Source organism: Microbacterium sp. BG28, assembly GCF_034044005.1.
GTDB lineage: Bacteria > Actinomycetota > Actinomycetes > Actinomycetales > Microbacteriaceae > Microbacterium.
On sequence record NZ_JAXCHA010000001.1, the window covers coordinates 363857 to 375747 of the forward strand.

The window sequence follows — 11891 nt, forward strand, 5'->3', positions numbered from 1 at the left end:
TCATCGACCCTAGTTGCGGCCGCCGACAGCGCCTCTCCGATAGCGCAACCCCGTTCCGCGGCACCGCGCGGGTGCCAGACTGTACACGTGAGCACGCACCTGCCCTTCACGAACCCCTACCGACACGGCTTCGCCCGCGTCGCCGCCGTCACGATCCCGGTCGGCGTGGCCGACCCCGCGACGAATGCGGAAGCCGTGATCGCCGAGGCGCGCGCCTGCCATGACGACGGCGTCGCCGTCGCACTCTTTCCCGAGCTGAGCCTCAGCGGCTACGCGATCGATGACCTCGTGCTGCAGGACCCCCTGCTGGATGCGGTGGCCGTCGCCGTCGAACGGATCGTCGCCGCATCCGTGGACCTCCGCCCCGTGCTGGCGGTCGGCGCGCCGCTGCGCCACGGCAACCGCCTGTACAACTGCGCGGTCGTCATCCACCGCGGCGAGATCCTCGGTGTCGCCCCGAAGTCGATGCTCCCGACCTACCGCGAGTTCTACGAGCGCCGCTGGTACGCACCGGGCGACGACCAGCGGGGCGGCGACATCCGCATCGGCGACCTCTACGCCCCCTTCGGACCCGACCTGCTGTTCGAGGCGTTGGATGTGGACGGGCTCGTCGTGCACGCCGAAGTCTGCGAGGACATGTGGGTTCCCGTGCCGCCCTCGTCCGAGGCCGCGCTCGCAGGGGCCACGGTGCTGCTGAACCTCAGCGGCAGCCCGATCACCATCGCCCGGGCCGACGACCGGAAGCTTCTCTCCCAGTCGCAGTCGCTGCGCTGCCTCGCCGCCTATGCCTACGCGGCGGCGGGCCGGGGCGAATCGACGAACGACGTCTCGTGGGACGGCCAGACCATGATCTACGAGGGCGGCCAGCTGCTCGTCGAGACGGATCGGTTCCCGGACGCGGCTCGCCGCAGCGTCGCCGACGTCGACCTGGACCGCCTGCGCCAGGACCGCCTGCGCCAGGGCACCTTCGATGACAACCGGCGCTCTCTCGCCGAGCGCGTGGGCGCGTTCCGCACGATCCACTTCCGTCTGGACCCGCCCGCCGACCTCTCCGGGCTGCGCCGCCCGGTCGCGCGATTCCCGTTCGTCCCGGCCGACCCCGCGCGCCTCGCGCAGGACTGCTACGAGGCCTTCAGCATCCAAGTCTCCGGACTCGAACAGCGGATGCGGGCGATCGGATCCCCGCGCCCCGTCATCGGCGTCTCGGGAGGCCTCGACTCCACGCACGCGCTCCTGGTCGTCGCCCGCGCGATGGACCGGATGGGGCGCCCGCGCAGCGAGATCCTCGCGTACACGATGCCGGGATTCGCGACCGGCGACGGCACCAAGTCCAACGCGATCGAACTCGCCGAGGCGATCGGTGCGACGATCGAGACGATCGACATCCGCCCCGCTGCCACCGAGATCCTGCGCGGCATCGGCCACCCCGCCGCCGAGGGCGAGCCGCTCTACGACGTCACGTTCGAGAACGTGCAGGCGGGGGTGCGCACCGACCTGCTGTTCCGCCTCGCGAACCGTCACGGCGGCATCGTCATCGGAACCTCGGACCTGTCCGAGCTGGCGCTCGGCTGGGCCACCTACGGCGTCGGCGACCAGATGAGCCACTACGCCGTCAACGCCGGCGTTCCCAAGACGCTGATCCAGCACCTCATCCGTTGGGTGATCGCAGACGGCGTCGGGATCGACGAGCGCACGGCGGCCGTGCTGCAGGCGGTCCTGGACACCGAGATCAGCCCCGAACTCGTCCCCGCGGACGAGGACGGCAAGGTGCAGTCGACCGAGGACGCCATCGGCCCGTACGCCCTCCACGACTTCACGCTGTTCCACATCCTGCGCTACGGGATGCGGCCCTCCAAGATCGCGTATCTGGCGGAGGTCGCGTTCGCCGACGCGGAGGCGGGACTCTGGCCGGCCGGATTCCCCGACGACGAGCGGTACGCCTACGACCGCGAGACGATCGTGCAGTGGCTGCGGGTGTTCCTCAGGCGCTATTTCGGGTTCGCCCAGTTCAAGCGCACCGCGATCCCCAACGGCCCGAAGGTGTCCCCCGCAGGATCGCTGTCGCCACGCGGGGACTGGCGAGCGCCGAGCGACGGGAACGCCGCCGCCTGGCTCAGCGAGTTGGATGCCGCGCTCGCGGACTGAGCAGGCCGAGTCTGCTCAGTCCTCCTCGGGAGCCCAGGCGAGCGTGATCACGAAGGCGTTCCGGGACAGATCCTGGATCGTGTAGCCCGTCGGCCGATCCCGCACCCATCCGCGGTGTCCGCCCTGGTCGAGCTTCACGGACGTGGCCGACAGCCGCGGTCCGCGCCCGTCGGCCGCGAGCACCGCCTGCGCCCGGCTCCAATGAGTGAGCAGATCCAGGTCGGTCGCGCCCTCCCACATCTGGCTCTGCGCCCGCATCACCGCGCGGGTGTGGGTGTCGGGGTGCAGGTCGCGCAGGTCGATCCCCACGCGGACGCCCGGCTCGCTCACCGCGACGACATTGGCCGCCCGGTACTCGGCGACGGTCACGACGAGATCGAGCTCCTCGCCGTCGAGCGAGGCGATCAGTCGCGTGTGATGGCCGAACGTCGTGGGCGCTTCGCGTTCGATGCGCACGGCGGCCGGGTCGACGCCGAGTCGCGCACCGATGATCGCCCGCGCCAGCAGACGCTTGCGGTCGTGCGCGGTGACCGAGGGGTCCCATCCGAGTCGAGCGTCGATTCCCGCCGGTGTGTCGAGAACGACCGATTCCATCGCTGCCTCCCGAGATCACGGGCACAGCCGTCTGCGCCCTGTCTTCGACCCTAGTCCGGCCCCGCCGCGAGGCCACCGGCTGATCCCGGAAGTAATGGGAATGGGCGGCGGCATCACCGTCTTGTTCATAGGGAGTGCGCGCACACTGACCGTGCGCAGCAGCGACGAAAGGACATCATGACCCGCATCGGACGCAGCGACCTCGACGTCTTCGGCCTCTCTCTCGGCGGCAACGTGTTCGGCTGGACGGCCGACCGCGATGCCTCCTTCGAGATCCTCGACACGTTCCACGACGGCGGCGGCAATTTCATCGACACCGCCGACGCCTACAGCGCGTGGGTGCCGGGCAACAAGGGAGGAGAGAGCGAGACGCTCATCGGCGAGTGGTTGGCGGCGCGCAAGCCCCGCGACATCGTCATCGCCACCAAGGTGAGCCAGCACCCGGAGTTCCGCGGCCTGTCCGCGAAGAACATCCGTGCGGCCGCGGAGGCGTCGCTGAAGCGACTCGGCGTCGAGACGATCGACCTGTACTACGCCCACTTCGACGACCCCGAAACGCCGCTCGAGGAGACCGTCGCCGCCTTCACCGACCTCGTCAACGACGGCCTCATCCGCTACACCGCCGTTTCCAACTACTCGGGCGACCGCATCCGTCAGTGGATCGAGCTCGCGCAGGCCGCGGGCGGACCGCTCCCGATCGCCGTTCAGCCGCACTACAACCTCGTGCACCGCAACGACGTGGAGGAGCACATCATCCCGGTCGCCGAGGAATTCGACCTCGCGCTCGTGCCGTATTACGGCCTGGCCTCCGGCTTCCTCACGGGCAAGTACCGTTCGGCGGATGCGGCGGGGGCGGGGTCCCCGCGGGCCGAGGGCGCCGCCAAGTACGCGACCCCGCAGGGGCTCGCGATCATCGATGCCCTCGAGCGCATCGGCGGCGAGCACGGCGTGTCGATCGCGGCGACGGCCCTCGCCTGGCTCCGCCAGCGGCCCACTGTCGTCGCCCCCATCGCGAGCGCCTCTCGCGCGTCGCAGGTCCCCGATCTGCTGACGAGCGTCGGCGTGGTGCTGACCAGCCAGCAGATCGCGGAGCTGGACCGCCTGTCCACCTGGCAGCCCGCCTCCTGAGCACGTCGAATGAGCCCGCGACGACCACGATCGTCGCGGGCTCGTCTACGCTCGCAGGGTGAGTCTTTTCGGTTCCGGTCCCAGCGACGACCAGGGCAAGCCCTCCGCCACCCGCATCGGCATCTGGATCGCCGTGGCCGGCGTCGGCCTCTTCTTCCTCATCTCGGGGATCATCGGCATCGTCAGCGGAGGCGGCAACTGATGCGTCTGCTCGTCGCGGCGCTCGAGAGCGAGGTCGTCGCCTTCCCCGCAGAGCTCGAGGGCTTCGACCGGCTCATCACCGGCCCCGGCAAGCTGCCCGCCGCCGTGAACCTCACGCGCGCGCTCAGCGCCGGCGACTACGAGGAGATCGTCGTGGTCGGCACCGCGGGTTGCATCGATCCGCTGCTGCAGGGGGATCTGCACGAGATCGCCGGCGCCATCCAGCACGACGTGACGGACCCCGACGGCGTCGTCGGTCAGCATCTGTCGCTTCCCGCGCGGGTGGGCCACGACCGCGAGGGTGTCGTCATCGCGACCGGCGACTCCTTCGTCGACGATGCCGAGACCGTCACGCTCATCCGGTCGCTGGGCGCAGGCCTCGTCGACATGGAGACGTATGCGTACTTCTGGGTCGCCGCCGAGTTCGGTGTGCCCATCCGGGTTCTCAAAGCGGTCTCCGACAACGCCCAGGACGACGCGATGACCGACTGGGATGCGGCTGTCACCGCCTGCAGCCACATCCTGCGCGAACGCATCCGCGCCGACTACGGAGTCTGATCCCGGGTCAGGATGCCGCGTCGGCGACCTTCTGGGACCGACGCCTCGCGCCGAGATCGGCCACGGCGATGACGAAGGCGACCGCGAGGAACAGCGCGACGGTCACCATCCCGAAGCCGTACGCGTCGTGGAACACGACCGCATCCTCGGCCGCGTGGCCGTCTTCGCGGTAGACCGTCGCGTAGAAGAGCGCGAGTGCGACCGCCGTTCCCACCGCGGTACCGATGCGCTGACCGAGCTGTCCGACCGAGCCCGCGAGCCCGCCCTCGCGCACGGGGATGTCGGCGAGGGTGAGGGTCTGGTTCGGCGAGACCACCAGGCCGCCGCCGATGCCGCCCAGGAGCATCGCCCCCGCCATGACGAACGGCGTGATGGAGTCCGGGACGTAGAGCGCGGTGGCCACGAGGCCGGCGACGCAGGCCAGCATCAGCCCGAGCCCCACGACGACGACGGGCCTGCCGAACCGCACGACGAGCGAGCCGCCGATGTATGAGGAGACGGCGCTGGCCAGCGCGAAGCCGATCGTGACCATGCCCGCGAAGACGGGTTCGATGTGCAGACCGCTCTGCAGGTAAAGGGTCGTCATGAGGAACATCGACGGGACCGCGGCGAAGTAGGTCGTCTGCAGCAGCGTGCCGTTGCGGTACGAGCCGATCCGGAAGAGCTTCAGCGGGATGAGCGGCTGCTTGCCGATGCGGGTGTAGCGCTGCTCCCACGCCACGAACCCGGCCGCGAAGAGCACGAACAGGACGAGCAGCCACCACCGTCGGGGGTCATCCCCCGGCGCACCCGTGGTGAACAGGAACGGCCACATGAGCGAGATCACGGTGAGGGCGAACAGGATGACGCCGACCGGGTCGAGAGCGAGCTTGCGGTGCGAGCGGGTTCGTGTGGCGGGCAGCAGCAGAGCCGCCAGCAGGATGGCGATCAGTCCGAGCGGCAGGTTCATCCAGAAGATCCACCGCCACCCGTCCTGAGGACCGCCCACGGCGATGAGCAGCCCGCCGAGGGTCGGCCCGAAGGCCGTCGCCACACCGATCGTGGCGCCGAACAAGCCGAAGGCGCGGCCACGCTCCTTGCCCTGGAAGAGCTGCTGGATGAGCCCGAGCACCTGGGGCATCTGGATGCCGGCCGCCGCTCCCTGCAGCAGGCGGGCGACCAGGAGCACCGCCGAGTTCGGCGCGAGCGCGCAGACCACGCTCATGGCGGTGAACAGCGTGAGTCCAACGAGGAAGAGAGCGCGGCGGGAGCGCTGGTCGCCGATGCGCCCCATCGGCACGAGGAACAGACCGAAGGTGAGGACGTAACCGGAGACGATGAGCTGCAACTCGGTCGCGCCGGCGGAGAAGGCCGTCTCGATCGACGGCAGGGCCACGTTGACTTTGGACAGGTCGAGGATCGTGAGACCGGCGACGGCGACGCACACCCAGAAGGCACGCCAACGCGCGGCGGAACTCAGCGGGATGTCGGTCGTGACCGGGTGCGCGGCGGATGCGCCGTCGGCCGCCACGCTCAGTCCCCGCTGCGGCTGAAGGCGGAGCGCAGCACGAGGAAGACGACGAGCGCGACAGCGGCGACGATGACGAGCTTGAAGACGAAGGCGATCACCGAGAACAGCAGGTTGACGAGGAACCAGCCGATCACGATCGATGCGATGACGGCCAGTACCGTCCACAGGGTGTTCTTGCTCACTCCTCCACCTTAGGCGCGCGTGTCGATCCGGGGCCCCGGCTTGCGTCGCACGACGATTCGTCGATCGTCGTCATCGCTGCCGGATGAAGCTCGGCCCCTGCGGCGTCGCCTCGATCGTCAGCTGGGCGGGCAACTGGTCCTTCATCGCCTCGACGTGGCTGATAACTCCCACTGTCCGGCCTCCCGCCCGGAGCTCGTCGAGGACGCTCATCGCGAGTTCGAGCGTCTCAGCGTCGAGCGAGCCGAATCCCTCGTCGATGAAGAGGGTGTCGAGCCGCATCCCGCCGGCGCGAGCGGTGACGACCTCAGCCAGCCCCAGCGCGAGCGACAGCGATGCGAGGAACGTCTCGCCGCCCGAGAGCGACTGCGGCGGGCGCAGCTGGCCGGTGAACGCATCCATGACCGCGATCCCGAGTCCGGATGCGGCGCCGCGAGCGGCCAGCGCATCGGAGTGGTGGAGGGTGTACCGGCCCGCCGACATCTCGGCCAGGCGCACGTTGGCCGCGATGACGATCTCCTCCAGCTCGGCCGCGAGCACGAACGTCTCGAGGGTCATCCGCCGCGTGTTCGGTGCGCGCCCGAGCAGGGTGTCGGCCAGACGCGTGACCACCGCCGTCTCGTGGGCGAGTTCGGCCACCGACGCGTAGGCGTCGTCGATGCGCACGACGAGATCGGACAACCGATCCGCCGTCGATTGGGCCCGGCTCAGTTCCGCGATCGCGTGCCCGCGCGCCCGGTCCGCCTCGTCGGCCTTCTGCCGCGCCAGACCGACCTCGACCGGCCCCTCCGGCACGCCGGCCAGCTCGAGCTGCAGTTCGAGCAGGCGCGCTCGCACCAGCGCGAGATCGCGCTCGTGCGTCTGGACCCGGTCGACGAGCGCCGCCGTGTCGGTGCGCGAGCGCAGGGCATCGGCAGCGTCCAGCGGATCGGCGAATCCTGCCCGCTCGGCTCCCTCGGCGACCTCGGCCACCGCGACATCCGCGGCTTCCTGGGCGATGCCGAGCGCCGCCCGCGCGCTACGCCGCCGGCGTGTCCGCTCTCGTCGTGCGATGAGCGCCGCGCGGCGGTCGGCCACGCTCTCGAACTCCTCGCGCGCACGCTCGACGGTCTGCGCGATCTCTTCCCGGCGCGCCGCCAGCGCGGTGACGCGCGTGGCCGCTTCCCGTTCGTCGACCGTCGCGCTCTCGACCGCCGCGGCGAGTTCGACCTGCTGCGTGTCGATCAGTGCGAGGTCGCGTTCGATCCCATCGAGACGCGCCTCGGCGTCACGGGCCCGCTGCAACGCCTCCTGGGCGTCGCCAAGCGCCCGGTCGAGCGCTTCGGCGTCGGCGCCTCCCGCGACGGAGCGGGCGTCGGTGAGCTCGTCGCGCAGACCACGGGCCTCCTCCGCCGCACGTGTCTCCTCTGCGCGCGCTCGCACGACGGCCGCTTCGGCTTCGGCAATCGTCTCGTCGGTCACCGCGTCGTGGGCGCGCGGCGCGGGATGCGGGTGCTCGGTCGAACCGCAGACGGCACAGGGCTCGCCGGGAACCAGTGCCGCCGCGAGTTCGCCCGCGCGCTCCGCGACGCGGCGACGCATCAGACGCGCGAGCGCCGCGGATGCCGCCGCCGACGCGTCGAGCGCGGCGGTGTAGGCGGCCTCGGCGGCGGTGAGTCGCGCATCCGCATCCGAGGCCCGCCGGCCCGCCTCCTGCCGCAGCCGCGCGGCCTCGACGGCGCTCTCCCCCTCCGCGATCCGGGCCGCCTGAACGGCGACTTCGGCCCGGGAGGCGAGCAGAGCCTCACGGCGAGCCGGCACTTCGGCCGTGTCGGCGGTCAGGCGTCGCAGCGCCTCCCCGGCATCGGCGAGGGCACCGTTCGCGAGCGCGAGCTCCGCATCCAGCGTCTCGAGCTGACGCTCGTTCTCGGCCGCGGCGTCGACCCGGGCGAGCTCGCCCGTCAGCTCTTCCTCGGCCGCGTCGAGATCCGCGTCCGGGTCCTCACCGGCAGCGAGCCACTCTTCATCGGCTGCTGCGGCCTCGGTCTCGGCAGCCCGGGCGGCGACACCCGTCCGGGCGGCGCGTTCGATGGCACCGCGCAGTGCCTCGGCGGCGACCGCGCGATCACGTTCGAGGCGTGCTTGCGCGACGCTGTCCGCCTCGGACTCGAGCGCCGCGAGCCGGGCATCCGCCTCGTCGCGGGCGCGTTGCGCTTGAAGCTGGCGCTCGCGCAGCGCGAGGTCGGCGGCGGCCGCGGTCCACGCCTCGTCGGCCTTCGCCCGCGCGATCTCGGTCGTCTCGACCCGGTAGCGCGCCCGCTCCGCCGCGGTGCGCACCGCCTCTCGCCGCGCGGCGAGATCATCGGATGCGGGAAGCTCGGCCTCGTCGTCGATCAGCAGCTCGGCTTCGGTCAGCAGCGCCTCGGCGTGCACGCCCCGCTCACTCAGCTTCTGCTGCGTCTCGCGCCGCCGGTCGTCGAGATCGCGGGCGTAGTCCTCGTAGCGCCGAGTGCCGAACAGGGTGCGCAGCAGTGCCTGGCGCTCGTCGTTTCGTGCCAGCAGGAAACGGGAGAACTTGTTCTGCGCGAGCAGGATGACCTGTTGGAACTGCTGCAGATTCAGTCCCAGCACCCGATCGAGGATCTCGGCGACATCCCGCGGTCGGGAGGCGCGACCGATCCAGGCCTCGTCGACGAGCTCGAACAGTTCGGCGCGCGCGGGCTCCGTCGTCATCCCGCCGCCGCGCAGCTTCGGGCGCGCATACTCGGGCGAACGGACGACCCTCCAGCGCACATCGCCCACCGTGAACTCGAGGCTCACCTCGGTGGGGTCGTCGGGCGAAGCATGGTCGCTGCGCAGACGCTTGTCGGGACCGTCGTAACGCGGGACGTTGCCGTAGAGCGCGAACGCGACACCGTCGAGAACGCTCGACTTCCCGGCGCCCGTGCGGCCGGTGATGAGGAAGATGCCGTCGTCGGCGAACGCGTCGAAGTCGACGATCTGCCGATCACGGAACGGACCGAAACCCGCCAGTTCGAGCCGGTGGAGCCTCACGCCCCGGCCTCGACGAGGGCGTCCTGCTTCTCGGCGAGCGTGCTGCGCAGCAGCTCGGCCTCGGCGGGTGACGCGGCTTCGCCCTCGCGGACGTGCCCGAGGAACGCGTCGATGAGCTCCCGGTCGCTGCGTGCCTGCCGAACGCGCTGGATGTAGCTGGCGGCCTGCCCGGCATCGGCGCGGTCGGGGACGTGCGCCACGCTCGCGCAGAACGGGAACCGCTGCTGCAGGCGGCGCATGACGTCGCGCTGCGGCAGCGCGTCGGTGTACTCCGCGCTCACCCATGCCGACTCGGCGTCGGCGAAACGCGGATCGGTGAGGAGGTCGTCCAGAGGCGCGCGCAGCACCTCGAGGCGGCGCGGGACGCTCACATCGCGCCAGGCGACCGACGCGAGCCCCGCCTCGTCGAGGTCGACGATCCAGACGCCCCGGCGGCGCCCCTTCTCGCCGAAGCCGTAGTGCAGCGGCGCACCCGCGTAGCGCACCCGGTCGCTGAGCTGCTGACGCCCGTGGATGTGGCCGAGCGCGACGTAGTCGGGCCCGTCGAACACCGACAGCGGCACGACATCGAGGGAGCCCTGCCGGATCTCGCGTTCGAGCCCCGGCGTCGCCTCGATCCCCGCCGCGAAGCAGTGCGAGACGACGACGGAGCGGCCCCCGCGCTCACCGCGGTCGGCGCGCACCAGATCCATCGCGTGCTGAAGGGTCTGCGCCTGGGTGCGCAGCTCGGCCTCCGGCCACAGATGACGTACCTGCGCGGGGGCGAGGTAGGGGATGCCGTAGACGTGCACCGGGCCGTGCTCGTCGTGCACCGTGATGGGCGCAGCGAGGCGGGTGGGATCGGTGAGAACGTGGATGCCGTCGCGCAGCAGCCGGGCCTGGAACCCGAGGCGTGCGGCCGAGTCGTGGTTGCCGCTGGTGACGATCACCTGTGCCCCCGCCTCGCGCAGCCCGACGAGAGCGTCTGTCAGCACCGTGTAGCACTCGGGCGCAGGGGCTGCCGAGTCGAAGACATCGCCGGCCACGATGACGAGGTCGCCCGACTCATCACTCACGATCGACACCATCTCGGCCAGCACGCCGCGCAAGGCATCGATCGTGGTGTAGCCGTGGAAGGTACGCCCGATGTGCCAGTCGGAGGTGTGCAGGATCCGCATGTGTTCACGGTACGGTCGCCCTCGGACACGGCGTCGGATGCTCGCCACAGTTCCGAAACATTGCCGCCGTAAGGTGGCGGACATGGCCATCCGCGACGTCTGCGTCGTCTACATCCTGCGCGGTCATGCGCAGGATGCGCAGGTGCTGCTCGGCTACAAGCGCACGGGCATGGGACTGGGTCGTGTCGTGGGCATCGGCGGCAACACCGAACCGGGCGAGAGCGTCGTCGACGCGGCCGTGCGGGAGGTTCGGGAGGAGACAGGGCTCGAGATCGACCCCGCGCTCCTGGAGCCGGTGGGCCGACTCGTCTACCGCTTCCCCTCACGCGACAGCTGGTCGCAGCGCTCGCACGTCTTCGTCTACCGCGCACCGGTGGCGGAGCCCGTCGAGACGGAAGAGATCGTGCCGGCCTGGTTCGGCCTCGACGAGGTGCCCTACGAGCGGATGTGGGACGACGCTCGCCGGTGGCTGCCTGCCGTTCTTCGCGGCGGCACGGCGCACGGGAGCTATACGTTCGGCGACGACCTCGCGACGGTCGTCGCCGAGTCGCCGGGCACACCCGCCGCGTGAGGATCAGGCGTTGACCCGCTCCGCGAGGCTCGCGAGTTCGTCGTCGTCGGTGTCGATGGCGGCGTCGTCGAAGCGCTGACGCAGCACCTCGATGACGCGCTCGATCGGTAGCCCCCTCACGTCGACGCGCGTCTGCGCGATGATCCCGTCGACCTTGTCCTGGCGCGTGGCGATGTGCTGGTCCATGACGGGCTCATCCTGCGTGCCTTCGGGGAACGATTCGGTGCTCATTCGGCGTCTCCCGTCGCCAGGTCGGGATCGGCGCCCTGCGACGGCTCGTCGGACTCCACCAGTTCCGGCGACGCCTCGGCGCGCTCGTTCTGCTCGGCGGCCTCCTCGTCGGCGGTGCCCTCCCAGCCGCCGGGCGGGTCGGCGTTGATCACGCCCTCGGGCAGATCGCGATCGTCCATGGCGCACTCCCTTTCGTCGGGTCCCAGCATCCCGGAACGCACGAGGGGGACCTCAGGGGATTGACGCCTGTGGACGGCGACGGTAGAGCGCTCAGACGCGCTGCTGAAGGATGCCCGCGCGCTCGGGATGAGCGGCGAACCAGTCGGCGACGTACCAGCACATCGGCACGATCTGACGGTCGCCCGACTGCTCGAGCAGGCTCACGGCACGCTCGACGATCTCGCCCGCGTAGCCGTGTCCGCGGAAGCTGGGAACGGTGAAGGCCCGCGTCATCGAGACACTGCGCCCGTCGTCGCGGTAGTCCAGGACGCTCACGAGGTCGTCGCCCAGATACAGCGCGTAGCGGGAGGCATCCGTCTGGTCTTCGAAGCGGAACTCGGTCACCCCGCCAGGCTACGCCGTC

Annotated in this window: 13 protein-coding genes; 5 read left to right on the top strand and 8 right to left on the bottom strand. The window is 70.8% G+C overall.

From position 1 onward, the window contains the following. Positions 1–87: 87 nt before the first annotated feature. Positions 88–2145 carry an NAD(+) synthase gene (locus tag SK224_RS01835; RefSeq protein ID WP_320433132.1) on the top strand — a complete coding sequence of 686 codons (2058 nt, stop codon included), beginning with the start codon at positions 88–90 and terminating at the stop codon, positions 2143–2145. A gap of 15 nt (positions 2146–2160) precedes the next feature. On the opposite strand, the gene SK224_RS01840 is transcribed toward SK224_RS01835, so the two are convergent. Further along, positions 2161–2739, bottom strand: coding sequence for a hypothetical protein (locus tag SK224_RS01840; RefSeq protein WP_320433133.1), 579 nt, complete (start codon positions 2737–2739; stop codon positions 2161–2163). Between the two features lie 177 nt (positions 2740–2916). On the opposite strand from SK224_RS01840, the gene SK224_RS01845 reads away from it, so the two are divergent. From SK224_RS01845 to SK224_RS01855, 3 genes are read left to right on the top strand one after another with little or no spacing between them, the layout of a single operon-like run. Then, positions 2917–3867: an aldo/keto reductase gene (locus SK224_RS01845; protein WP_320433134.1), complete on the top strand. Its 951-nt coding sequence runs from the start codon at positions 2917–2919 to the stop codon at positions 3865–3867. A gap of 58 nt (positions 3868–3925) precedes the next feature. Further along, entirely contained in the window at positions 3926–4069 is a 144-nt protein-coding gene (locus SK224_RS01850; protein WP_161594077.1) for a hypothetical protein, read from the top strand. Next, positions 4069–4626 carry a nucleoside phosphorylase gene (locus SK224_RS01855; RefSeq protein WP_320433135.1) on the top strand — a complete coding sequence of 186 codons (558 nt, stop codon included), beginning with the start codon at positions 4069–4071 and terminating at the stop codon, positions 4624–4626. Before SK224_RS01850 ends, SK224_RS01855 begins: the two co-directional genes overlap by 1 nt. A 7-nt stretch (positions 4627–4633) precedes the next feature. On the opposite strand, the gene SK224_RS01860 is transcribed toward SK224_RS01855, so the two are convergent. The 4 genes from SK224_RS01860 to SK224_RS01875 all read right to left on the bottom strand — a co-directional run bounded on the left by SK224_RS01860 (position 4634) and on the right by SK224_RS01875 (position 10506). Beyond that, positions 4634–6136: an MFS transporter gene (locus SK224_RS01860; RefSeq protein WP_413816749.1), complete on the bottom strand. Its 1503-nt coding sequence runs from the start codon at positions 6134–6136 to the stop codon at positions 4634–4636. A gap of 2 nt (positions 6137–6138) precedes the next feature. Next, positions 6139–6318 carry a hypothetical protein gene (locus SK224_RS01865; RefSeq protein WP_307322828.1) on the bottom strand — a complete coding sequence of 60 codons (180 nt, stop codon included), beginning with the start codon at positions 6316–6318 and terminating at the stop codon, positions 6139–6141. Positions 6319–6388: 70 nt separating this feature from the next. Further along, positions 6389–9349 (bottom strand): SMC family ATPase, encoded by a 2961-nt coding sequence (locus SK224_RS01870; protein ID WP_320433136.1) that lies wholly within the window; start codon positions 9347–9349, stop codon positions 6389–6391. After that, entirely contained in the window at positions 9346–10506 is a 1161-nt protein-coding gene (locus tag SK224_RS01875) for an exonuclease SbcCD subunit D (protein ID WP_320433137.1), read from the bottom strand. The genes SK224_RS01870 and SK224_RS01875 overlap by 4 nt, the downstream gene beginning before the upstream one ends. Before the next feature lie 82 nt (positions 10507–10588). Here SK224_RS01875 and SK224_RS01880 point away from each other — a divergent pair, with 82 nt between their 5' ends. Then, the gene (locus tag SK224_RS01880; RefSeq protein ID WP_320433138.1) at positions 10589–11077 is read left to right on the top strand and encodes an 8-oxo-dGTP diphosphatase; all 489 of its coding nucleotides are present in this window, start codon (positions 10589–10591) and stop codon (positions 11075–11077) included. Between the two features lie 3 nt (positions 11078–11080). On the opposite strand, the gene SK224_RS01885 is transcribed toward SK224_RS01880, so the two are convergent. The 3 genes from SK224_RS01885 to SK224_RS01895 all read right to left on the bottom strand — a co-directional run bounded on the left by SK224_RS01885 (position 11081) and on the right by SK224_RS01895 (position 11872). Further along, positions 11081–11308 (bottom strand): hypothetical protein, encoded by a 228-nt coding sequence (locus SK224_RS01885; RefSeq protein WP_320433139.1) that lies wholly within the window; start codon positions 11306–11308, stop codon positions 11081–11083. Further along, positions 11305–11487 carry a hypothetical protein gene (locus SK224_RS01890; RefSeq protein ID WP_320433140.1) on the bottom strand — a complete coding sequence of 61 codons (183 nt, stop codon included), beginning with the start codon at positions 11485–11487 and terminating at the stop codon, positions 11305–11307. Before SK224_RS01890 ends, SK224_RS01885 begins: the two co-directional genes overlap by 4 nt. A 91-nt stretch (positions 11488–11578) precedes the next feature. Next, complete coding sequence (locus SK224_RS01895; RefSeq protein ID WP_320433141.1) at positions 11579–11872, bottom strand: GNAT family N-acetyltransferase; 294 nt, start codon at positions 11870–11872, stop codon at positions 11579–11581. Between the last annotated feature and the right edge of the window lie 19 nt (positions 11873–11891).